The sequence below is a fragment of the Rhodococcus sp. OAS809 genome, from assembly GCF_040546695.1.
Lineage (GTDB): Bacteria > Actinomycetota > Actinomycetes > Mycobacteriales > Mycobacteriaceae > Rhodococcus_F > Rhodococcus_F qingshengii.
The window spans coordinates 5,199,656-5,223,380 of the sequence record NZ_JBEPOI010000002.1 but is presented as its reverse complement, the minus strand read 5'-3'; the positions used below and the strand labels follow the sequence as shown (position 1 = coordinate 5,223,380).

General features: G+C 63.0%; 19 protein-coding genes. 16 read left to right on the top strand and 3 right to left on the bottom strand.

Annotated elements, in window-relative coordinates:
• Window positions 1-35 precede the first annotated feature (35 nt).
• The 10 genes from ABIE52_RS27435 (at window position 36) to ABIE52_RS27390 (ending at window position 14,452) form a co-directional block, all read left to right on the top strand.
• Window positions 36-1,634, top strand: coding sequence for an ABC transporter substrate-binding protein (locus ABIE52_RS27435; protein ID WP_007731371.1), 1,599 nt, complete (start codon window positions 36-38; stop codon window positions 1,632-1,634).
• 276 nt (window positions 1,635-1,910) lie between these two features.
• The gene (locus ABIE52_RS27430; protein WP_354541561.1) at window positions 1,911-3,464 is read left to right on the top strand and encodes an ABC transporter substrate-binding protein; all 1,554 of its coding nucleotides are present in this window, start codon (window positions 1,911-1,913) and stop codon (window positions 3,462-3,464) included.
• Window positions 3,465-3,526: 62 nt separating this feature from the next.
• The gene (locus tag ABIE52_RS27425) at window positions 3,527-4,540 is read left to right on the top strand and encodes an ABC transporter permease (protein WP_064443748.1); all 1,014 of its coding nucleotides are present in this window, start codon (window positions 3,527-3,529) and stop codon (window positions 4,538-4,540) included.
• Between the two features lies 1 nt (window position 4,541).
• Window positions 4,542-6,422 (top strand): dipeptide/oligopeptide/nickel ABC transporter permease/ATP-binding protein, encoded by a 1,881-nt coding sequence (locus tag ABIE52_RS27420; RefSeq protein ID WP_225320135.1) that lies wholly within the window; start codon window positions 4,542-4,544, stop codon window positions 6,420-6,422.
• Entirely contained in the window at window positions 6,419-7,210 is a 792-nt protein-coding gene (locus ABIE52_RS27415) for an ABC transporter ATP-binding protein (RefSeq protein WP_003940215.1), read from the top strand. The genes ABIE52_RS27420 and ABIE52_RS27415 overlap by 4 nt, the downstream gene beginning before the upstream one ends.
• Window positions 7,207-10,566 carry a serine hydrolase gene (locus ABIE52_RS27410; RefSeq protein ID WP_192712222.1) on the top strand — a complete coding sequence of 1,120 codons (3,360 nt, stop codon included), beginning with the start codon at window positions 7,207-7,209 and terminating at the stop codon, window positions 10,564-10,566. The genes ABIE52_RS27415 and ABIE52_RS27410 overlap by 4 nt, the downstream gene beginning before the upstream one ends.
• Window positions 10,563-11,726 carry a M20/M25/M40 family metallo-hydrolase gene (locus ABIE52_RS27405; protein ID WP_064443746.1) on the top strand — a complete coding sequence of 388 codons (1,164 nt, stop codon included), beginning with the start codon at window positions 10,563-10,565 and terminating at the stop codon, window positions 11,724-11,726. The genes ABIE52_RS27410 and ABIE52_RS27405 overlap by 4 nt, the downstream gene beginning before the upstream one ends.
• Window positions 11,704-12,525: a GNAT family N-acetyltransferase gene (locus ABIE52_RS27400; protein WP_007731362.1), complete on the top strand. Its 822-nt coding sequence runs from the start codon at window positions 11,704-11,706 to the stop codon at window positions 12,523-12,525. Before ABIE52_RS27405 ends, ABIE52_RS27400 begins: the two co-directional genes overlap by 23 nt.
• On the top strand, window positions 12,515-13,648 hold the full coding sequence (menC, locus tag ABIE52_RS27395; protein WP_030535169.1) for an o-succinylbenzoate synthase: 1,134 nt from the start codon (window positions 12,515-12,517) through the stop codon (window positions 13,646-13,648). Before ABIE52_RS27400 ends, menC begins: the two co-directional genes overlap by 11 nt.
• A 123-nt stretch (window positions 13,649-13,771) precedes the next feature.
• Window positions 13,772-14,452 (top strand): 3'-5' exonuclease, encoded by a 681-nt coding sequence (locus ABIE52_RS27390; RefSeq protein ID WP_003940028.1) that lies wholly within the window; start codon window positions 13,772-13,774, stop codon window positions 14,450-14,452.
• Between the two features lie 28 nt (window positions 14,453-14,480).
• On the opposite strand, the gene ABIE52_RS27385 is transcribed toward ABIE52_RS27390, so the two are convergent.
• Together ABIE52_RS27385 and ABIE52_RS27380 are read right to left on the bottom strand one after the other, a co-directional pair.
• Window positions 14,481-15,908 (bottom strand): amidase, encoded by a 1,428-nt coding sequence (locus tag ABIE52_RS27385; protein WP_003940167.1) that lies wholly within the window; start codon window positions 15,906-15,908, stop codon window positions 14,481-14,483.
• 115 nt (window positions 15,909-16,023) lie between these two features.
• On the bottom strand, window positions 16,024-16,890 hold the full coding sequence (locus tag ABIE52_RS27380) for a helix-turn-helix transcriptional regulator (RefSeq protein ID WP_042452756.1): 867 nt from the start codon (window positions 16,888-16,890) through the stop codon (window positions 16,024-16,026).
• A gap of 131 nt (window positions 16,891-17,021) precedes the next feature.
• Between ABIE52_RS27380 and ABIE52_RS27375 the strand changes: the two genes are divergently transcribed.
• The 6 genes from ABIE52_RS27375 to ABIE52_RS27350 all read left to right on the top strand — a co-directional run bounded on the left by ABIE52_RS27375 (window position 17,022) and on the right by ABIE52_RS27350 (window position 23,075).
• Window positions 17,022-18,626, top strand: coding sequence for an acyl--CoA ligase family protein (locus ABIE52_RS27375; protein WP_030535166.1), 1,605 nt, complete (start codon window positions 17,022-17,024; stop codon window positions 18,624-18,626).
• Window positions 18,627-18,654: 28 nt separating this feature from the next.
• Window positions 18,655-19,347, top strand: coding sequence for a TetR family transcriptional regulator (locus tag ABIE52_RS27370; protein ID WP_003939674.1), 693 nt, complete (start codon window positions 18,655-18,657; stop codon window positions 19,345-19,347).
• A 159-nt stretch (window positions 19,348-19,506) separates the two neighbouring features.
• On the top strand, window positions 19,507-20,664 hold the full coding sequence (locus ABIE52_RS27365; protein WP_003939784.1) for an acyl-CoA dehydrogenase: 1,158 nt from the start codon (window positions 19,507-19,509) through the stop codon (window positions 20,662-20,664).
• 87 nt (window positions 20,665-20,751) lie between these two features.
• Window positions 20,752-21,600, top strand: a complete 849-nt coding sequence (locus tag ABIE52_RS27360; protein ID WP_003940434.1) for a 3-hydroxybutyryl-CoA dehydrogenase — start codon at window positions 20,752-20,754, stop codon at window positions 21,598-21,600.
• 164 nt (window positions 21,601-21,764) lie between these two features.
• The gene (locus tag ABIE52_RS27355; protein WP_064114164.1) at window positions 21,765-22,658 is read left to right on the top strand and encodes an oxygenase MpaB family protein; all 894 of its coding nucleotides are present in this window, start codon (window positions 21,765-21,767) and stop codon (window positions 22,656-22,658) included.
• 24 nt (window positions 22,659-22,682) lie between these two features.
• A complete protein-coding gene (locus tag ABIE52_RS27350) occupies window positions 22,683-23,075 on the top strand; it encodes an RNA-binding S4 domain-containing protein (protein ID WP_029256216.1) in 393 nt (130 codons plus the stop codon).
• Between the two features lie 3 nt (window positions 23,076-23,078).
• On the opposite strand, the gene ABIE52_RS27345 is transcribed toward ABIE52_RS27350, so the two are convergent.
• Window positions 23,079-23,708 carry a GyrI-like domain-containing protein gene (locus ABIE52_RS27345; RefSeq protein ID WP_007731353.1) on the bottom strand — a complete coding sequence of 210 codons (630 nt, stop codon included), beginning with the start codon at window positions 23,706-23,708 and terminating at the stop codon, window positions 23,079-23,081.
• Between the last annotated feature and the right edge of the window lie 17 nt (window positions 23,709-23,725).

Here is a 23,725-nt window from a genome sequence, read left to right as displayed (position 1 = left end):
GTCACTCGGGCGGGACCACACCTTCCGGAGGCACCATGAAACAACGGTCCTACGCACTACTGGCTGCGGCAACTGGCACCGTTCTTGCCCTGACCGCGTGCTCAACGGGTGGCTCATCGGGTTCGGGTGGGGGTGAACCCGTCACGGACGGCACCTTCAAATTGGCTCTCGTGGCCGACCCCGGCGCTCTGAATCCGCTGATGACCGCCGCTTCGCCGGCGCACCAACTGGCGCGTCTGAGCTACGACTATCTGCTCCATCCGGATCCCGATACCGGCGTAACCAAGCCGTGGCTCGCCGAGAAATGGGAAGAGACAACCACTTCCGCGTCCTTCACCATTCGCGACGGCGTCACCTGTAACGACGGATCCGCTCTGACTGCCCAGACCGTCGCCGACAACGTCAATTTCATCACCAACGCAGCAAACAAATCCGCTCTCCGCGGGGTGTACGCACCGGCAACTGCAACTGCCACCGCCGACCCGGCGACCCGGACCGTAACGGTCACAACTCCGGAACCCTCTCCGTTCCTGCTTCTCAACCTGGCGCGAATACCGATCATGTGCGAGGCCGGGTTGAAGGATCCGACGGCGGCAAACAAGACGACCTTCGGGTCGGGCATGTTCCAGATGACCGAGGCAGTCGCCAACGATCATTACTCCTACGTTCGGCGCGACGGATACAACTGGGGACCGGACGGCACTACCTCCGACACTGCCGGTGTACCCAAGAATGTCGTCGCATCCATCATCACGAACAACAGCACAGCGGCCAACCAGGTGTTGTCCGGTGATCTGAATGCCGCTGCCGTCTCCGGCCCCGATCAGGACCGCATGAACGCCGCGAACTTGGATACCGTCAAGCAGCCTGCTCCAGCGGGCGAGATGTTCTTCAACCACAGTCCCGGCAATCCGACGAGCGATCCTGCCGTACGCAAGGCGCTGGTCCAGGCTCTCAATCTCGACGACCTCGCCGAGATCTTCACCGCCGGCCGCGGAACCCGATCGACCACGATGGTGTCCATCGAACCGCGGGCCTGCATCTACGACTCTGTCGCCGGAAACCTACCGGACTTCGATACCAGTGCGGCCGCAGCAACTCTCGAGTCTGCGGGCTGGAAGGTCGGCGCGGACGGTAAACGCAGCAAGGACGGCACACCGCTCCGAATTCGGATGGTCTACGAGACGTTCGGCGACGCGACCGATGCTGCCGCCGACGTCGCAGTCAACGCGTGGAACGACCTGGGCGCCACCGTTGAACTCACCAGTGGAGACTCGAACAAGATTCTCGATGTCGCACTCAGCGGCAAGGACAACACGGCGTGGGATGTCGCGTGGGAGCCGATCAACGTCGCGCTGCCCAGCATGCTGGTCCCCTTCCTCTCCGGTCCGGTGCCCGCTGCGGGAATGAACTTTGCGTCGATCTCCAACCCGGCCTACGACGCAGCCGTCACCAAGGCTTCCGGGCTGACGGGCGAGGACGCTTGTGCCGCTTGGGCAGACGCTGAGTCCGAGATCATCAAAGCAAACTCGGCGGTACCTTTTGCCGACAAGATCACGACTCTCTACTTCAACAATGCGGGTCTTGCATTCGGCCGCAATTTCATCGGTTCGGCCCTGCGCCTGTACCAGTAGACCGCCGGTAGCGACCGGGGAAATCGTCGTGTTTCGCCGGTCGCTGTCGGTATACGGACAGGTATTCACTGATCCTGACGGTTTTCGTGGGAGCGGACGAAAATCGACCCGATTTTCGTGAGGATCGACAGAGATGCGCGTCACGTCATGCGCCAAGATTTAGCAGTCAACACTCAACCGCGCCCTCACGTTTTTCGCTCGGGCCCCTGCTCCATCACGGAGGCACCATGAAACACCGCTTCTATCCAACACTTGCGGCAGCCGCAGGGCTCACGCTTGTGTTTGTCTGCTTGTGGCTCGGGAGGCACGTCCTCGGGCGCCAGTGGCGGTGAACCGGCCACCGACGGGACCTTCCGTTTCGCCCTGCAGGCCGATCCGGGTGCTCTCAACCCGATCATGTCGGCCGCCTCGGCGACCGCCGAGTTGTCGCGTTTGGCGTACGACTACCTGATCTACCAGGATCCCGATACCAGTGAAGTCGGACCGTGGTTGGCGGAGAAGTGGGAGGAGACCCCGACCTCGGCGTCCTTCACCATCCGTGACGGGGTGACCTGTACCGACGGATCGACGCTGACACCGCAGACCGTCGCGGACAACATCAACTTCGTGGCCAACCCGGACAACGGTTCACAGTTGCGCGGGTCCTCCGTGCCGACCGGCGCCACTGCGACTGCCGATCCTGCAACGCGCACTGTCACGGTGACCACTCCGGCGCCGAGCCCGTTCCTTCTTCTCAACGTCGGTCGCCTGCCGATCCTGTGCGAGGCCGGATTGAAAGATCCGACAGCGTCGAACAAGAAGTCGCTCGGCACCGGCATGTTCGAAGTCACCGAAGTTGCCGCCAACGACCACTACACGTTCCAGCGTCGCGAGGGCTACAACTGGGGCCCCGACGGCACGACCTCCGACACCCCGGGCGTCCCCAAGACGGTCGTCGCCGCCATGTCGCCGAACGTGAGCACCGCCGCAAATCAGCTGCTCTCGGGTGAACTCAACGCAGCTCCGATCGCCGGTCCGGACAAGGACCGCGTCGCGGCAGCCAATCTGGACTCCGTCGGTCGGCCACTGCCGGCAGGCCAGATGTACTTCAACCAGATCGCGAGTAATCCCACCAGCGATCCCGCAGTGCGCAAGGCCCTGATCCAAGCGGTCGATCTCGACGACCTCACTCAGGTCATCACCGCCGGACACGGGGTCCGGGCAACCAGCCTCGTCGCCGTCGAACCGCGCGCCTGCGTTTACGACTCTGTCGCAGGCAACATTCCGGACTTCGACCTCACTGCCGCCAAGGCAACACTGGACGGCGCTGGTTGGACCGCCGGCGCTGACGGCAAGCGAAGCAAGGATGGCAAGCCGCTCAATCTCCGTCTCGTGTACGACGGCACCGACGATCCGCGCAACGCGGCGGCCGAACTTGCTCAGTCGGCGTGGTCCGAACTCGGCGCAAACGTCGAGGTGACCGGGGGCGACTCGAACAAGATCATCGACGTCATTCTGAGCGGCAAGGACAACTCTGCCTGGGACATCGCCTGGGTCCAGGTCAACTCCTCGCTGCCCAGCACCTTCACTGCGTACTTTGCCGGGCCGGTTCCCGCAGCAGGCAAGAACTTCGGATCGGTCAGCAACCCCGCCTACGAAGCAGCAGCCACCAAGGCTTCCGGTCTGACCGGTAGCGACGCTTGTGACGCCTGGGCCGACGCCGAGTCGGAGCTCACCAAGACGATCGCGGCCGTGCCCTTCGCAGACTCCGTCATGAACGTGTACTTCAACAAGGCCGGACTCTCATTCGGCAAGTCGCTCAACGGTTCTGCGCTGCGTCTCTACCAGTAGGCCGTCCGCCCACTCTGAAATATCTTCCCGCCCCAGCATCCCGCCCTCCGGAAAGACAGCCCATGAGTCAAACTATTGAAGCCGCGAAACCAGAAGCGGCGCCTCAGGCTCGAGCAAAGTGGCTCGAGTCCGACAGCTGGCCCACATATCTTCTGCGTCGTTTCGGCACCTTCGTGATTTCACTCTGGGCGCTGGTGACTGCGGCGTTCCTGATGCTCCAACTGATTCCGGGAGACCCGGTTCGGTTGGCACTGGGAATGAACGCACCGGTCGAACTGGTCGAGACAACGAGGTCTCAGCTCGGTTACGACCTTCCCTTGTGGCAGCAGTACTTCCGATTCGTCGGCGGGTTGCTGAGCGGGAATCCCGGTGACTCGATCACCTTGAGGACTCCGGTCTTCGAGGTGATCGCGTCCCGCCTACCGGCAACACTCGAACTGGCTGTACTCACAGTCGTCACGGTGCTGCTAGTGGGCATTCCGATCGGCCTCATCTTCGCTGCACTGACCCGCAACGGTCGACGACGCGGAGTCGAGATCGGTTACACCGCAACGTCGGGCACCATCGCCGTGATCCCCGAGTTCATGTTCGGTACGGCGCTGGTCTACCTCTTTGCCGTCACGTTCCCTGTTCTGCCCGTCGCCGGCCGAGGTGGACCGGAAAGCTACATCCTCCCGGTCGCGGCCATGTCGATCGGTGCCATCGCCTCGATGTCGCGCATCGTCCGTGCAGAGGCGCTCGGCGTGTTGGACATGGACTACATCCGTACGGCGCGCGCCAAGCGAATGCCCGTGGCACGAATCTACTTCCGTCATGCAATGCCCAACCTCATGACGTCGACGCTGACGCTCGCCGGACTCCTCCTGGGTGGTCTGATTGCCGGCACCGTGCTCATCGAGAGCATCTTCGCCTGGCCCGGCATGGGCATGGCGCTGGTCAAGTCCATCACCGAGAAGGACTACCCGCTCGCCCAGACACTGGTCGTGATCTACGGCGCCATCGTCCTTCTCATCAATTTCATCGTCGACGTGGTGCTCGCTCTCATCGACCCACGATCCACAATTCGGGAGAACTGAGTTGAGCACCTCACCTACGGCCCCCACTGCGGCCCCCAAGACGCCCCCGCGACGACACTGGATCGTCGGAACGTTCCGCACCCCATTGGGAATCCTGGCCCTCACCTTCCTGACCGCTCTGATCGCCCTCGTCATCTTCGGACCGATGATCTGGGGTGACGCCGCTGTCGCGGCCAACCCGAAGGCACTGTCTCAGGGACCGAGTTCCGAGCACATCTTCGGCACCGACGCCGGCGGGCGTGACGTCTTCGCCCGCACGATGACCGCCGCGAGACTGTCGGTGCTCATGGCTCTCGGAGCCGTCGCACTCGGTGTCACAATTGGCCTGATACTCGGTACGCTCCCGACGCTCGCTCCCCGCTGGGTCGGACGAATGGTCGTGGCATTCCTCAACTTCGCCATCGCATTCCCCGGACTGCTCCTCGCGATCTTCCTGTTGGTCGTTCTCGGACAGGGTGCTGGCAGCGCGGTGATCGCCATCGGTCTCGCCCTGGCCTCGCCGTTCGCGAGGTTGACGTACGCACTGGCTTCGTCGGTCAACGGACGCGACTTCATCGACGCAGCACGCATCCTCGGGGTTACCAAGCCGGGGCTGCTGTTCCGCCACATTCTCCCCAATATCCGTGAACCACTCATCGTCAATGCCAGCATCGCTGTCGGCAGCGGCCTCGTGGTCTTCGCCGGACTCTCGTTCCTCGGCTTGGGCATTCAGCCGCCTGCATTCGACTGGGGCCGGATGCTCAACGAAGGTCTGTCGAAGATCTTCGTCAACCCGGCCACCGCACTCGCCCCCGGCATCGCCGTCGTGCTCGCCGGCTTGACCTTCACGCTGCTCGGCGAGGCCATTGCTCGCGGCGCGGGAGTTCGCAGCCCGATCAGCAGTCGCCTGCCGAAGTGGAAGCCGATCAACCGGAAAACTGCCCAGGCCGATTCGGCGCCCACCGACGAAGACGCGGTACTGACCGTCCGCAACATGTCCGTCGCAGTCCCCGCGGGTGACGACTGGCGTCGCCCCGTCGACAACATCAGTTTTACAGTTCACCGCGGCGAAACCGTGGGCATCGTCGGTGAATCCGGATCCGGAAAGTCACTGAGTTGCATGGCAATCGCGCAGCTGACCGACCACCCCACCGTGGTCGACGCCGGGCTCATCGAGTTCGACGGCACCGTGCTGATGAAGGACGGCAAGCGGCCGGACGACGCGGCTTCGCGCAAGGTTGCCCGCCAACTCGGCACACGTATGGCGATGGTGTTCCAGGATCCGATGTCGTCCATGAATCCGTCTCTCAAGGTCGGATATCAGGTCGCCGAGATCGGTTGGCTCCACGAAGGTATGAGCAAGGCCGACGCGAAGAAGGCGGCAGTCGAGCGACTGAACGCCGTCAAGATCCCCGACGCGCCCAGGCGTGCGAAGCAGTACCCCCACGAGTTCTCCGGCGGTATGCGTCAGCGCGCGATGATCGCCATGGGTCTGATGGGTAAGCCCGCTCTGATCATCGCGGACGAACCCACCACTGCGCTCGACGTGACCGTTCAGCGTGAGGTCCTCGGGCTGCTCCACGAGGTTCGCGAAGAAACCGGCGCCGCAATCCTTCTCATCTCGCACGACATGGCCGTCATCACCGGCATGTGCACCCGTGTCCTCGTCATGTTTGCCGGCGAAATCGTCGAAGACATCGCAGTCGACGATCTGATTGCCGGCCGTGCAAAGCATCCGTACACCCGCGCGCTGATCGCCGCGGTCCCCACCATGAGCACCGATCGCGACAAGCCGCTTGCCACCGTCGACGAAGCCTGGCAGGTGGAGAGCCTCGACGCCGAGGAGAGCACCGCCGACATCGAGTTGGAAGAACTGTTGGCTGTTGCAGAGGAGATCCGATGAGCAGACTCGAATTCCGTGACGTCAACGTCCACCTCGGTAGCGGTTCGAAAAAATTTCACGCCGTCAAGAACATCAATCTCGACATCCCCTCCGGATCGGTGGTCGGTCTCGTCGGTGAATCGGGTTCCGGAAAGTCGACACTGGCGCGAGCAACTGTCGGCCTGGCCGAGCCCAGTTCCGGCCAGATCCTTCTCGACGGTGTGGACGTCGCTCACGCCCGCGGCGCGACGGCTCGTCTGCGCCACCGGATCCAGATGGTCTTCCAAGATCCGTACTCGTGCCTCGACCCGCGAATGACCATCGGCCAGTCACTCGCCGAGGCGCTGCGGTCCACCGAGCGTCGTGACAAAGCTCGGCGCAGCCGCGGCGACCGCGCCGCCGAGGTCGCTCGACTCCTCACCACCGTCCAACTGCCGGTGGAGAAGGCGCACGAATACCCATCGTCGTTGTCGGGTGGTCAGCGCCAACGCGTTGCCCTCGCGCGGGCTTTGGCAGCCGCACCGGCAGTTCTGCTTGCCGACGAAATCACCTCCGCTCTGGACGTGTCCGTGCAGGGCGCGGTTCTGAATCTGTTGGTGGATCTGCAGAAGCAGCTGGGTCTGACGGTTCTGTTCGTCAGTCACAACCTGGCGGTGATCCGCTACGTCTGTGACCACGTCGCAGTCATGCTCGGCGGCGAGATCGTCGAGCACGGGCCGGTTCTCGACGTGATCGATTCGCCGAAGGAGCCGTACACGGCAAAGCTGTTGTCCGCGATCCCGACATTCGGGGAGCCGATGTTCCAATGACAACGCCGACCACTCTCGACTCCCCCGCTGCCGTAGCCCGTGCCGAAGAACGTCGTTCGGCGAGAATCCAGGATTACGCGTCCGTGGTTACACCGACCAGCATCGCCGTATCGGCGTCGGGACGCATTGCATACGTACGTACCGAAGCGAATCCGGCTGCGGATACCAACGAGCACTCGATCTGGTTGGCTTCCCCGCAACTACAGCTCACCGCGGGACCTGCCGACACCTCGCCGGCTTGGCATCCCGTTTCGACGCTGTTGGTCTTCGTTCGGCCGGATTCCTCGGGCACACCACAACTGTGGAAGGTCGACGCCACCGGGGGCCCGGCAACACAGCTGACCACCACGGCGCAGCTCCCGCTCGGCGCGGGGGCACCGGTGTTCTCTCCCGACGGCGCTCGGATCGCCTTCAGCGCCCCCGTCGACCGCACTGCCGCCGGATCGTCATGCCTCTTGGTGGCGAAGCGCCTCAACTACAAGGTCGACGGATCCGGTGTCCGGGGCAGCGTTCGGGCGCACTTGTTCGAGTTCGATCTGGCCGCCGGCTCACTACGGCAGCTGACGGACGGCGATTGGGACGCTTCGCATCCCGCGTACAGTCCCGACGGCACCGAACTGGCTTTCACCGCGGCGATGGACGGCGACGCCGATCTGACGCGGGCGAGTTCCGCCTGGACCGTATCGCTGACTGATCTCGCCTCCGCTCCGCGGATGTTGGGGCACGCACGCGGCCTCGCAGGACCACTTGCATGGACACCTGCCGGCGACGCGGTCGTAGCCGTCGGTTGGCACACACCGATCATTCACAACAACGAACTTCTTGTCCTGCACCGCGACCAGCGAGTGGAAGACCGCAGCCTGACGTCCGGACTCGACCGAAACGTCATGCCGGGCGGGACCGGTTATCCCGGTGGCGCACCGAGTTTCACCGCCGACGGCGACATCGTCTTCTGCATCCGCAACCACGGCTCCACCGAACTGCACAAGGTCGATTTCGGATCAGGCTCCGTCTCACCACTTCTCACCGGCGAGCAGACAGTGGTCTCAGGCCTTGCCCTGACGTCCGGGCGAGCCGTCGTCGCGCTGGCAACGGCGACATCCTTCGGCGAGGTCGCCGTCATCGACCTCGAGACTCGTGCAGTCGAAACCGTCACCGAATTGAACACGGAACTGACAACTTCCGTCGCGTTTCCAGTCGCCTCCGAGCGTTGGTTCGACATCAGCGACGGCACCCGTGTTCAGGGTTGGATCCTGCGCGACCCGAACGTCACGGGCGCCGGCCCGCTGGTTCTGGACGTCCACGGCGGACCACACAATGCCTGGACCGGAACGCCCACCGTGATGCACGCATACCACGCGGAACTGGTCGCGCTGGGATTCACGGTCTTGATGATCAATCCGCGCGGAAGTGACGGCTACGGAAACGACTTCTTCGACGGTGTGCGGGACGGCTGGGGTGAGGCGGATCGTGCCGACCTGCTCGAACCGCTCGAAACCCTTGTCACCGAGGGGATGGCCGATCCGGAGCAACTGGTGCTCACGGGCTACAGCTACGGCGGATTCATGACGTGCGCCCTGACGTCCGTCACCGATCGGTTTGCCGTCGCAGTCGCCGGTGGTCTCGTTTGCGACATCGCGAACACGGCCGGCCCCTCAGACGAGGGCATCTTGCTGCAGACGGTCGAATTCGACCCGCAGTCATCTCGGGTACAGGAACTTTCGCCGCTGGGGCGAGTCTCCCAGGTGACGACACCGACGCTGATCCTTCACGGCGGCAGCGACGTCCGTTGCCCGGTCAACCAGGCCGAACAGTGGTTCGGTGGACTGCGTTTGGCCGGCACCCCGACCGAGTTGGTGGTTTTCCCGGACGCGTCACATGCCTTCGTGTTGACGGGTCGGCCGTCCCACCGACTGGAGTACAGCACTCGTCTCGTCGACTGGATCGAACGGCACCTCTCCCCCAAGCCCGCACTGACCACGGTCGATCCCGACTACTGGCAGTACCGACTCGACACCCTGAGTGCGAAGTACGGGGTGCCCGGCGCCTCACTGGGAATTCTGACCACAACCCGCAGCGGATTCTCCCGCACCGTGGTCACGTCTGGTGTCGTCAGTACCCGCACCGGCGTCGCGGCTACGCCCGACACGCTGTTCCAGATGGGTTCGATCAGCAAGGTCTGGACGGCCACCCTGATCATGCAGCTCGTCGAAGAAGGATTGCTGGATCTCGACTCACCTGTCCGGAACATCCTGCCGGACTTCGCAGTTGCCGACGCGGTAGCCACCGAAACGGTCACGACTCGCCACCTGTTGACTCACACCAGTGGCATCGACGGTGACGTTTTCATCGACGGCGGGCGCGGCGACGACTGCGTCGAGCGATACGTCGCATCACTGAAATCAACGGTGCAGCTCTTCGCCCCCGGCACCGATTGGTCGTACTGCAACACCGGCTTCGTGATCGCCGGACGAATCATCGAGGTTCTCCGAGGTAAGAGTTGGGACGCGGTTCTGCGCGAGCGGATCATCGAACCGCTCGGCCTGACCAAAACCACGACCCTGCCTGAGGAGACGGCACTGCACCGCGCTGCAGTCGGGCACGTCGGCGCTGCCGACGACCTCGAGCAGACACCACAATTCCTCATCCCTCGCTCGATGGGCCCCGCCGGTCTCATCAACAGCACCGCCGAGGACCTTCTTCTGTTCGCGCAGGATTCGATGCGCGAGGATCCGATTCTGCTTCAGCGGTCCACCCATCTGGCGATGCTCGAGGAGCGCCGCCAGATCGGTGACGTGTCGTCAGCGGACATCATGGGAACCACGTGGCTGCTGCATAATTGGGGCGGGGTACTGGCTCATGGCCACAATGGCGGAACTCTCGGCCAGCAGTCGTTCTTGCGAGTGGTGCCGTCGTGCGGTCTAGCCGTGGTCCTGATGGCCAACGGTGGAGCAATGGACGCTCTCTCCGGCGATCTTCTGGCTGAAGTAATCGGTTCCATAGGCGGCGTCAGTGTGACACCGGCATTCTCGCCTGGTGACCCCCACACCCGCGTCACGTCCTCACCTGAAGAACTCGATGCGCTGTGCGGCCTGTACCGCGATGCCGCAGCCGATTTCGTCTTGGAAAGGACCGGCGGTTCCCTGACCGCCCGCCGCACCGATCACATCGACCCTTCGGTCACCGCCGAAAGCGCAGAGTCCGTCTCTCTCAGCCTGATCGAAGTTCACCCTGGAGTGTTCGGGACCCGACTCCCTCAATCAGCAGGTTGGATCCGGATCACTTTCTCCGACAACGGGAGTACACAATTGCTACACGTCGGAAGCCGCGCGTATCCGCGAGTGAACAACCGATGACCATTCTCCGCGATCTGGCCGAGCGCCAACTTCCTCAGATCCTCGAGGACGCCATCGCACTCATCGAAGTCGAGTCGCCGTCACACGATCTCGAAGCTGTTGCCCGCAGCGCGAAGTGGACGTCAGACCTTGTCCACGAACGACTCAGCGTGACACCGGAGTCGATAGTGACGGAAGGCCGTACCCATCTGGTGACCCGTTTCGGCAGCTCACCGACGCGGCTGATGCTGCTCGGTCATCATGACACCGTGTGGCCGATCGGCACCCTGACACGCCTGCCCGCAGCCGTCACCGACGGAGCGCTCCGAGGTCCGGGCGGACTCGACATGAAACTTGGTGTCGTTCAGGCAATCCACGCCCTCGCTATCGTCCGGGAGCTGCACGGCGACGATGCACTCGACGGAATCACACTCCTCGTGACCGGTGACGAAGAAATCGGTTCACCCACGTCGCGGTCCCTCATCGAGGAACTTGCGGCAGGCGCGGTACTGGTTCTCGAGGCCGGCGGTGACGGTGGCGAACTGAAGACTGTCCGCAAGGGAGTGTCGCTGTATCGGATCCATGTTGCCGGTCGCGCCGCCCACGCCGGGCTGGAGCCGGAAAAAGGCATCAACGCTGCAGTAGAACTGGCTCGTCTCGTGATCGCGATCAACGACTTGTCCTCGCCGGCGCAGGCAACCACCGTCACCCCGACTGTCATTTCAGCCGGAACCACAACCAACACCGTTCCGGCAGAAGCCTTCGTCGACGTGGACGTGCGCGCGACCAGCGCTGCCGAGCAGGAGCGCGTCGATGCGAATATCCGAGCCCTGCAGGCAATCCACCCCGCAGCCGTAGTCACGGTCTCGGGTGGCGTCAACCGTCCCCCTCTCGAAGCGACGATGTCCGCACCGTTGCTGGCGTTGGCGGAACGCGTTGCGCTCGAGCATGATCTGACTCCGCTCGTCGGCCTCGCCGTAGGCGGAGCCTCGGACGGAAACTTCACTGCCGGTATCGGTATCCCCACCCTCGACGGCCTCGGTGGCGTCGGCGGCGGTGCACACGCCGAGACCGAGCATGCGCTCGTGTCCGCAATCGCTCCGAGGACGGCGTTGGTTGCGGGCCTTATTCGTTCGATCACGTCTGAAGGGGGCCCTCGTGTCGAAAAGCAAAGCGGTTGAGTTTCGAGAACTGGTCGATACCCGCGAAATAGCCGATCTATCCGCCGTTTTCGACGAGATCTGGGCTACCAGTCCCGGACCGGCTCATTTCGGCACGGCGATGTTGGTTGCGCTTCACCACGGTGGTCACTACGTGGTGGGAGCCTTTTCCGAAGGCGAAATGATCGGTGGTTGCGTCGGATTCTTCGTCGAGCCTCTCGGCGAGGTTCTGCACTCACACATCGCCGGAGTACTACCGGGACACGCAGGCAAGGGAATCGGCCGCGCCCTCAAGCATCATCAGCGAGACTGGTGCATCGAGCGCGGCGTCAGGACGATCCGGTGGACCTTCGATCCACTGGTCGCACGAAATGCCTATTTCAACATTCAGCGTCTCGGAGCCGAACCGGCCGAATACAACCCGGATTTCTACGGGTCGATGGCAGACGGAATCAACGCAGGCGACGCCAGCGATCGTATGCTAGTCAGTTGGGACCTCGACGTCGATGGATCTCCGAGTTCTACTGTAGCCGTGAATGATACATTCAAAGTGCTTCAACCCACCGAAGACGGTACGCCTCGAATGCTCCCGATCCCACCCGACTGCGTCGATATCGCAGTCGGAATACCCAGAGACATCGAGCATCTGAGAACAGTCGACCGCGCCTCTGCCTTTGCCTGGCGACACGCGCTTCGCGAGTACCTCGAACCACTGATCGCCTCGAAGGAATGGCAATCGACCGGCTTCGACCCCAGCGGCTATTACATGTTCACGAAAATCTGCGAGACAACCGGAGAAGAGCAAGTCCATGCACATTGAGTCCGTCGAATTGCGCGAACTGCGCATCCCTCTCGTCTCCCCCTTCACCACGTCATTCAGCACCCAGCTCGAGCGCAACACCCTCGTCCTGAAAGTGAGCGGCACCACCGACGGCCCCAACGGTCCGGTGGAGACCGTCGGCTGGGGTGAGTGCGGCTCGCTCAGCGATCCGTACTACAACTCCGAATACACCGCTGGTGCGCGGGCGATGCTTCGCGAGTATCTTGTTCCGACGCTGCGTAAGTCGCAGTCGGATCAGCCGCTCTCGGCCGAGACGGTCGGCAGCGTACTTCACCACGTCGTGGGTCACCAGATGTCGAAGTCGGCTATCGAAATGGCAATCCTCGATGCTGAATTGCGGGCTCGTGGACAGTCTTTCGCTCGGTACCTCGGTGCCACTCGCACTCGGGTGCCCTCGGGAGTGTCCGTCGGCATCCAGGACAGCATTCCGCAGCTACTCGAAACCGTCGGTAATTATCTGTCGCAGGGTTACGTGCGAATCAAACTGAAGATCAAGCCGGGCTGGGACATCGCTCCCGTCGCTGCGGTGCGCAAGGAGTTCGGCTACGACGTTCCTCTGCAGGTCGACGCGAACGCCGCGTACACCCTCGTCGACGCGCAGTTGCTGCGCCGCCTGGACGAATTCGCACTGCTCCTCATCGAACAGCCGCTGGCCGAGGACGATTTGGTGCAGCACGCCAAACTTGCCCAGTCCCTTTCGACTCCGATCTGCCTCGACGAGTCGGTCGAGTCGGCCAAGGATGCGGCGGATGCCATCACGCTGGGCGCCGCTTCGGTCATCAACATCAAGCCGAGCCGTGTCGGTGGATATCTGGAAGCCAAGCGCATCCACGATCTCGCCTCGGCACACGGTATTGCGGTGTGGTGCGGCGGAATGCTCGAGACCGGAATCGGCCGCGCCGCCAACGCAGCCCTCGCGGCGCTGGACGGATTCACGCTGCCCGGCGACATCTCGGCGTCCGATCGCTTCTACAAGGAAGACATCACCGAACCTTTTGTCATCGAGGACGGCCACATCGCCGTGCCGCAGGGACCGGGCTTCGGTGTGACTCCGCGCGAAGACGTCATGGATCGCTTCACGGTCGGAACCGAGATTCTGTAGGTCCGTCACACAGTCACGCAGCAGCCACCTCCACCGTCACCCCGGAGGTGGCTGTTCGTCGTTTGTGTCGGTAGGGAGGTGCATAGTGATTCGGACATGACGTTCTGCACCGAAAGGCCCCCGATGAGTAGCTGGTCCGATCGCCCGATCTGCGCGTTCGACCTCGAGACCACGGGGCGGGATCCGTCGACCGCTCGTATCGTCAGTGCCTGCGTCGCGGTGATCGACGGTTCGAGTGTCGAAACACGCACGTGGCTACTCGATCCCGGCGTCGACATCCCCGCCGGCGCCTCGGCTGTTCACGGCATCAGCACCGAGTTCGCGGCGCAACACGGCCAGGATTATTCCGAGGGCTACGAAGAGATTCGCGAGGCTCTGCACAATTCCTGGGCGCGCGATCACGCCGTCGTGGCGTTCAATGCCTCCTATGATCTGACGGTCATGCATGCCGAGGGTCTGCGCATCGGCAAGCCTGCATTCGTTCCGGGGTTGGTGATCGATCCGTACGTGATCGATCGGGCGATGGATACGTTCCGCAAGGGCAAGCGAACGCTTGCGGCCGTGTGCGAGCACTACGGAATTTCATTGGAGTCGGCGCACGAAGCCGAGGCCGATGCCAAAGCTGCGGCAGCGTTGGCCCGCGAGTTGGCCGTGCGGTTCCCCGACATCCTGGGGCTCGATCTCATGGTCGATCAAGCCGATTGGCACGCAGAGCGGCAACGCGATTTCGCCGAGTACCTTCTCAGCCAAGGGAGGGACGTGGCAGATGTGAACGGCCAGTGGCCGATTCGCATCATCGCCTGACGTCCTCCCCGGCTCGGACGACCGCGCGCTACGCCGGGACCGGCGGCCACACCGGCGCAATGGACCACGGACGGGCTGTTTCGAGCTGCGACGCAACCTGAATCAGCAGATCTTCACGGCCGAACGCGCCGACCAACTGCACGCCGATCGGAACGCCGGCCGAGTCATGACCCATCGGCAAGGAAATCGCCGGCTGACCTGAACTGTTGAACGGACTGGTCAAGCCGCTGTACCCGGCCGAATGCTCCCAGATCGACATAGGATTCGCCGTATCGAGCAGACCGAGCGGAGCTGCCGGCCGAGCCATCGTCGGAGTCAGCAACAGGTCGTGATCGACAAAGAACGCACCGATCACCTGGGCGGCCCGCTCGAGTTCCTGCAGCGCCTTGACGACGTTCGTCGCACTTTCGGACTTCGCGCGGTCGTAGATCATCCGCGCCATCGGCTCGAGGTCGTCGTCGCGGATCGCGCGGTTCAGGGCGTCGAGTCGTTCGTCGACCTCGATCGTCATCGGAATGCCCATCAACACCGACAGCCCGGCAGTGAGCGCATCGAGCGGAAAGTTCGGGGCACTCTCGGTGACATCGTGACCGAGTTCTTCGAGCAGGCCGGCAACACCGGTCGCGACGGCCGAGCACTCCGGGTCCACCGGTGTGCCGTCAGGAAGAGCGTTACTCAGACCGATCCGCAACCGTCCGGGATCGGCACCCACTTCCTCGATGTACGGCCGCTTCGGCGCCAGGATCACGTAAGGATCGCCCACTGTCGGCCCGGCGGACAGATCGAGAAGCAGCGCAGTGTCGCGGACACTTCGGGTGAGCGCGTGATGAACACTCATCGGCGACGAGAAGAGCGTGCGCGCCGGTGCCGTCGGAGTACGTCCTCGGCTCGGCTTGAGGCCTACCAGGCCGCAGGCCGATGCGGGAATACGGATCGATCCACCACCGTCGCTGGCATGCCCGCCTGGCACGATCCCGACGGCAACAGCTACAGCCGTGCCACCCGAAGATCCGCCGGGCGAACGATCAAGGGCGTAAGGGTTACGGGTGGGTCCGAACAGCGCAGGTTCGGTACTCGCGTTCTTGCCGAACTCCGGGGTGTTCGTCTTGCCGATGACAACCAGACCAGCCTGGCGGTAGCGCTCGACGAGCGTCGAATCTTTTTCTGCCACAGCGTCGGCGAACAATCGAGATCCATTGGTGCTCGGCAATCCTGCGACGTCCATGCCGAGGTCTTTGATCACGAACGGGACGCCCTGCAGTGGACCATCCGGCAGGCCGCCTGATACCTCGTTGCGCGCTTCCTCTCGGCGCTCACTGATCACCGCGTTGACTGCCGGGTTGCGCTCGTCGAGCCTGTCCAGACTGAACTCGAGGACTTCCTTGGCGGAGACGTCGCCGCTCTTGATCGCTTCGGCCAGGCCGGTCATGTCGTTGTTGTCGAACAAATCCTGCATCGATGCCCTCATCACTCGTGTCGAACTCTGCCGATAGTGAGGTCCGTCATATCAACCGGAGTGGCGACGCAGTTCCGAAATTCCGCTTGGCGGGACCGATCAGAGAATCAAGCCCTCACAGAATCAAACCTTGCCGCCGCGCTTCCACGACCGCTTCGTGACGACTGCGGACGTCGAGTTTTCCCATCAGATTCCTCATGTACGTCTTGATCGTTTCGACGCTCAGGGACAACCTCTCGGCGATCTCGGCATTGCGCAGTCCGAGAGCGACGTACCCCATCACCTCCCGCTCGCGTGGCGACAGGACAACGGTGTTCGCGACTGGAGTGTTCGCGGAAGGTTTCGGCGACGCCAACGACCGCAACTTTGCCTCGACCGCGAGGACCTGCGCGCTGAGAGCCATGTCCTCGAGGTTCGCCGCGATCTCGCCGAGCGCCAGGACGCTCTCGGTCAACCCTTCGGATATCTGGGCATCGCGGTTCGAACCATGTTCCACCGCAGCGGTATCGAGCATCGCCACCCGACGATCCACTTCGTCGCGAATCTCGAATTCTCGGGCCAACGCGTACGACGATCGCATCATCGTCTCTGCGATCACGTCGCCGATCGGCAGGTTGGCACGCAGTCCTCCGTAGATCGCTCCGCGAGTAACCCCGCGAACGACGATCGGGACTGCCATCAAGGATTCGATCGCTTCGGTGCCCACTTCGTAGTCGTAGTCGTGAGTGATGTGCGACGAGTTCGCGTAGTCCTGGACCGCGCCCGGTCGTTGTTCTGCGATCGCCCGACCGCCGAGTCCGCATTCGGCGTCGATCCGCAGGTTTCGCAGGATGTTGCTGCGCGTGCCGACGTGACCGGTGATGGTCAGCGACCGGTCGCTGACGCAGCCGCCGAACAGAACCGGCAACTCGGTTTTGGGGTGCAGCCGACGCAGTTCGGCGCGCAACGCGTCGTCGTCGCTCGGTCTCAGTACCCTGCTCACTCTCACCTCCACGTACCCAATTCAGAGGGTAGCGGCACCTTTGGCTGGGCAATAGCGTGCATCCAGGCCATTTGTAGTGCCGATCACACTTATCGTGACACCAACCGTGCCACGTCGCCTTCGGAGGAACCGTGTCTGTCCCGACAGCTGTCGCAGCCAACAACACCCCGCTCAGTCCGCTGCGCTTTCTCGAGCGCAGCGCCGCGGTGTTCCCCGAGCGCACCGCCGTCGTTCACGGCGACCGGACCTACTCGTACCGAGAGTTCGGTGACGAGGTCGCGGCTCTGGCCCGCGTCCTGCGTGAACGCATTCAGCCCGGTGACCGCGTTGCATACCTGGCGCCGAACGTACCCGAGATGCTGTTCGCGCATTTTGCCGTCCCCCTCGCCGGCGGGGTCCTGATCGCCCTGAACTCACGCCTCGCCGGTCCCGAACTCGAATACATTCTCGATCACTCGGGAACCACGATCCTGTTCGTGGACTCCGAATTCGTCGGTTCGGTCACCTCGTCCAAGGCAAACGTGGGGAGCCTGCGTGAGATCGTCGAGATCCCGGACTCCACCGTCCCCTATCCGGACGTTCCCACCGGAATCGTCACCGGGCAGTACGCCGATCTGATTGCCGAAGGCGAAGCTCTCTCCGATCAGCCACTGCACTGGGGCGTCGACGACGAGCAGCAGTGCATCGCCATCAACTACACCTCGGGTACCACCGGAAAACCCAAGGGCGTCATGTACTCCCACCGCGGGGCGTACCTGAACTCGCTCGGCGAGACATTCCACAACGGCTTCGACGGAGCGACGAAGTATCTGTGGACACTGCCGATGTTCCACTGCAACGGGTGGTGCACGCCGTGGGCCGTCACTCAGGCCGCGGGCACACACATCTGCCTGCGCGCGGTCCGCGCCGATGCGATCTGGGACGCCATCGACAATCTGGGCGTGACACATCTGTGCGGCGCTCCTACCGTCTGCTCCACCATCGCCGACGCAGACCAGGCCCACAAGGTCGACGCCTTGCGCATCACCACCGCCGGCGCTCCCCCGTCACCGACGATCATCGGAAAACTCGAAGACATCGGTGTCACCGTCGTTCACGTCTACGGCCTCACCGAGGTATACGGCCCCTACACGATCTGCGAATACCAGGAAGCCTGGGACGACAAGCCGCAGTCCGAGCGCGCCGCACTTCTCTCTCGTCAGGGAGTCGGCATGGTGCAGGCCGAAAATGCTCGCGTTGTCGATGCCGAGATGAACGACGTCCCCGCCGACGGCCAGACCATGGGTGAGATCGTGCTCCGCGGCAACAACGTGATGCTCGGGTACTACCGCGACGAGGCCGCGACAGCCGAAGCATTTGCCGGTGGTTGGTTCCATTCCGGCGACCTCGGCGTCATGCATCCCGACGGATACATCCAGCTCAAGGACCGCGCGAAGGACATCATCATCTCAGGCGGCGAGAACATCTCCACCGTCGAGGTCGAGCAGGCGATCATGAGTCACCCCGCGGTGATCGACGTGGCAGTCGTCGGCGTTCCGGACGAGAAGTGGGGCGAGCGCCCGAAGGCATTCGTGGTGCTGGGCAAGGGATTACAGGCATCCGCCGAAGACATCGTCGAGCACACCCGCACTTTGCTGGCCGGGTACAAGGTTCCCCGCGACATCGTCTTCCCGCTCGACCTTCCTCGCACCCCCACCGGCAAAGTTCTCAAGTTCCAGCTACGCGCCGACAACTGACGCCGACGAAACCTGGATACTTGCATCCATGACCGAGCGCTCCGATGTACCCGGAACTGACCCCGCACAGTTTCGGGTACACGTCGCGTCTCAAGCGATCCGGTTGTTCTCGGAGAACGGGTACGAAGCCACCACCGTCGAGCAGATCGCCGCTGCCGCCGGTGTGTCGCGTCGGACGTTCTTCCGGCAGTTCCGCTCCAAGGAAGACGTGATCTTCGCCGATCACGAGTCCCTCCTCGAACACGTCGCAGAGTTCCTCGCGTCCGATTCCGCCGACCCCTGGGCGTCCGTGTGCGAGGCCGCGGGACTGGTGTTCGATTTCTTCCGCAGGAACCGAGACCTGTCGATGCGGCGATACCGCGTCGTACAGCATGTTCCGGCTCTTCGCGACCGCGAACTCGTCACCGGATTCCGCTACGAGCGCCTCTTCGTCGACTACCTGCGCAGCGCTGTGCCCCGCGAACCTGTCCTCGAGGTTGTCGGTTTTGCCGCAGCTGTCACCGCGTGCCACAACTACCTCTTGCGAAGCATGATCAAAGGCGACGAGGACGCCACAGCTGATGCACTAAGTCAGGCATTGCTCGACGTTCGGCGGACGTACGGCGTGGCACCCGGGTCCAAGACCAGCACGCCAGAATCGAAGTCCGTGCTGGTAGTAGCCTTTCCCCCGGGCACGTCCGCTGATGAGATCAGCAGAAAAATCCACGAACAACTCGGCTGACACTGCTCGTGCACCGAAACTTCACACACCCATCCCTTGACCTGGCACTCAGTGCCGTGTTTGACTGGGGTCATGGGCACCGGTCTGTCCGCGAATCTCGCTGGTAACGCCGGAGCCGCACCGACCGCCTTCAAGCCACCTTCACCAAGGAGCGTTCCCATGGCAGGAAACCCGGATTTCAATCTCTTCGCACTGAACGAAGAGCACGACGAACTGCGGGCTGCTATCCGCGGACTCTCCGAGAAGGAAATCGCGCCGTACGCCAAGGACGTCGACGAGAACGCACGTTTCCCCGAGGAAGCGCTCACTGCTCTCAACGCGTCGGGCTTCAACGCCATCCACGTTCCCGAGGCTTACGACGGCCAGGGCGCCGATTCCGTCGCCACCTGCATCGTCATCGAGGAAGTCGCCCGCGTCTGTGGCTCCTCCTCGCTGATCCCCGCTGTGAACAAGCTCGGCACCATGGGCCTGATCCTCAAGGGTTCCGAAGAGCTCAAGTCCAAGGTGCTCCCGGACCTCGTCAACGGCGGAATGGCGTCGTACGCACTGTCCGAGCGTGAAGCCGGATCCGACGCCGCTTCGATGCGTACCCGCGCAAAGGCTGACGGCGACGACTGGATCCTCAACGGCTCCAAGTGCTGGATCACCAACGGCGGCAAGTCCACCTGGTACACCGTCATGGCTGTCACCGATCCCGACAAGGGCGCAAACGGCATCTCCTCCTTCATGGTCCACAAGGACGACGAGGGCTTTGTCGTCGGACCGAAGGAAAAGAAGCTCGGCATCAAGGGCTCCCCCACCGCTGAGCTGTACTTCGAGAACTGCCGCATCCCCGGCGACCGCATCATCGGCGAACCGGGCACCGGCTTCAAGACGGCACTCGAGACCCTCGACCACACGCGTCCCACCATCGGTGCTCAGGCTGTCGGCCTGGCCCAGGGCGCACTCGACGCGGCGCTGGCGTACACCAAGGACCGCAAGCAGTTCGGCAAGTCCATCAGCGACTTCCAGGCTGTTCAGTTCATGCTCGCGGACATGGCGATGAAGGTCGAAGCCGCACGTCTGATGGTCTACACCTCCGCTGCTCGCGCCGAGCGCGGCGAGAAGAACCTCGGTTTCATCTCCGCTGCGGCGAAGTGCTTCGCTTCGGACGTTGCCATGGAGGTCACCACCGACGCCGTGCAGCTGTTCGGTGGCGCCGGCTACACCACCGACTTCCCGGTCGAGCGCATGATGCGCGACGCCAAGATCACGCAGATCTACGAAGGCACAAACCAGATTCAGCGCGTCGTGATGTCGCGTGCGCTGTTGAAGTAAGGCACTTCGCGCCCCTGTGCGCCTTTCTGGTAGTTCTGACTACCGGAACGGCGCACAGGGGCTTGCCCCTAATTTTTGAGGAGAATCGTGGAACTTGTAGGCGTAATCGGCGGCGGCACCATGGGTGCCGGCATCGCCGAGGTATGTGCAAAAGCCGGTAGCTCGGTATTGGTGCTCGAAACCAAAGAAGAATTTGCCGCCGCTGCCCGCGAACGGATCGCCAAGTCGATCAACCGCGGCGTCGCCAAGGGCAAGATCACCCAGGAAGAAGCCGACGCCGCGATCGCACGCGTCCGCGTCACCTTGGACATGGAAGAGTTCGCCGATCGCGATCTGGTGATCGAAGCTGCTCCCGAGATCGAAGCTCTCAAGTACGAGATCTTCGGCAAGCTCGACAAGATCGTCAAGCCTGCAGGCATTCTGGCGACCAACACGTCGTCGATCCCCGTCATCAAGATCGCCAAGGCCACCTCGCGCCCCGGCCAGGTTGTCGGCGTTCACTTCTTCAACCCCGTGCCGGTCATGCCGCTCGTGGAGATCGTGGTCAGCCTGACGACGTCCGAAGAGACCGTTCTCGCCGTCACCGACTACGCCAAGAACACCTTGCGTAAGAAGACGGTTCGCGCGGGCGACCGCTCGGGCTTCATCGTCAACGCTCTGCTCATCCCTTACCTGTGCCAGGCAGTTCGGATGCTCGAATCCGGCTACGCCACAGCAGAAGACATCGACGAGGCCATGAAGGGCGGCTGCGGCTACCCGATGGGTCCGCTGACGCTGCTCGACACCGTCGGTCTCGACATTGCCCTCGCAGCGGCAGAGTCCCTGTACGCGGAATTCGCAGAACCGCACTACGCTCCGCCGGCGCTGCTTCGCCGCATGGTCGACGCCGGTCGTCTCGGCAAGAAGACCGGTCGCGGGTTCTACGAATACGCCTGAGTCCGACCGCTTCACTCTTCCGGCCCCTCACCTGTTGCAGGTGAGGGGCCGGAGTTGTTTTCGGGCAGATCTAGCCGAATCCATTGACAAATTCGCGCGGCGCAGCAAAAGTCATCATTTGACAACAACCGTTGTCACATGAGCGCAGGCGGAGGGTCAACCAGATGAGCAGCGATCCGGACACCGATACTCGTCGACCTAAGCCCCAGGCGCGACCAGAGCCCCGGGAACTACGAGCCGATCCGATCGGCCCCGGTTCCCTGACGTGGACACACTTCGGCGACGTTCGCGGTCTGCTGTATCTCGGACGCGCAGGCACGCTGCAGAACATGCATCCCGCGGTAAGTGGAGCGCTGCAGGATCATTCGAATTTTTTCGACAACCCGCTCGACCGCCTGTTCCGCTCACTGCCGCCCATCTACGGCGTCGTGTACGACCGGACCGAAGAGGGCACAGGCACGCTCGTTCGCAACTTCCACACCGATCTCAAAGGAATCGACGAAACCGGCGGGCGTTACCACGCCCTCGCTCCTGACACTTTCTGGTGGACACACGTCACGTTCTTCGAGGTGATACTCGATTTCAACGAGCGATTCGCGTACAAGAAGTTCACGGCGGAGCAGAAGGACCAGCTTGTCCGTGAGGCCGTAACCTGGTGGCGCTGTTACGGACTCACCGACCGACCGGCTTTCGACGACTACGCCAGCTTCCGCACGTACTGGGAAGACATGCTCGACAACCACCTGATCAACACCCACACCACAAAATGGTCGACGCGCATCGCCGAGCACGACATCGCACCGGCTCCGAAGGTTCCGACGTGGCTGTGGCGTCTGACCTCACGCCCCACGATGGCCGTGGCGAACTGGATCGGCAAGGCACTGATGCCGGAGAAGGCGCGCGAAACTCTCGGATGGGAATGGACGCCGCGCGACGAACGAATGTACTTCTGGTTCGCCCGCTTCCTGACATTGACAGATCGGTTCTGGCATCTGCTGCCGTTACGACTGCGGTATGCACCGCGCGCCTACTCGGGCATCCGCGCGCAGGGTCTGTGAGCACTCGTCGGTAGGCTGGAGTGCGTGCCAGCCCAACTCCCCTCCGACGCGATCAGTGTCCGCGTGGACAGCTGGACGTGGGCGGTTCGGCTGTTCAAAACACGCTCGCAGGCGGCGACAGCCTGCCGATCGGGACACGTTCGGGTCAACGGAACGTCGGCAAAGGCGGCTCAGCAGGTGAAAGCCGGCGACGAGGTGCGGGTGCGTGTATCCGGCATCGAACGCATTGTCGTCGTGGTCAAGCCGATCACGAAACGAGTCAGCGCCGTACTGGCCGCCGATTGCCTGCAGGATAATTCACCACCCCCACCGCCTCCCGAACTGATCGCGTCCATTCCGCGACGTGATCGTGGCGCCGGCAGACCGACCAAACGCGAGCGACGCGACCTCGAGAAGTTGCGCGGCCTCGAGCCGTAATCGCTACCTCGAAACAGGCTGACGCAGAACCGTCTTCAGTTTCTCGGGCGGCGTCCGGCGAGCGTCGCTGAGGTAGATCTCGTGATGATCGCCGTTGAAGCTCAGGCCGTTCGACGGGATGAACGTGTTGTGCAGCCGGTCCAGGGTGGGAGCTTCGTCGTCGTACGAGCCGACGTGAAGAATCTGGACGGACAGACCTTCCTCCAACTCGAGAAACCTGACCTTGTCGAGAGCGGCAATCTCCTTCTTGGCCCGCACTGCCTTGGCCCGGACTGCGTCAATCGACGCAGACAGTTCCGTCTCCGTGATCCACTCCGGTTGCGAGATCATCATCGTCCAATCCCACGACGACTTGTCCCGCGTCACGAACACCTCGGGGTCATCTGCCCGCCACAACCCTTCCAGCGGGCCCACGACGAAGTCGCGATCCAGTTCCTTCTTGCTCGCGAATTTGGTCGCGTAGGACACCGAATACAGCGCTTCGAGCGCCTCGGAGTACTCGGTGGCAGTGTTGGGATCACCGTGACCGTCGACGGCGAAGTAGCCGAAGCGCGGGACGGTCACGAGGGCAAAATCGCGGCGCCCGGGGGAATAGAGATCCTTGTATGCCTTCTTGACGTCGTACTTCTCCATGCGCCACCCACCTGATC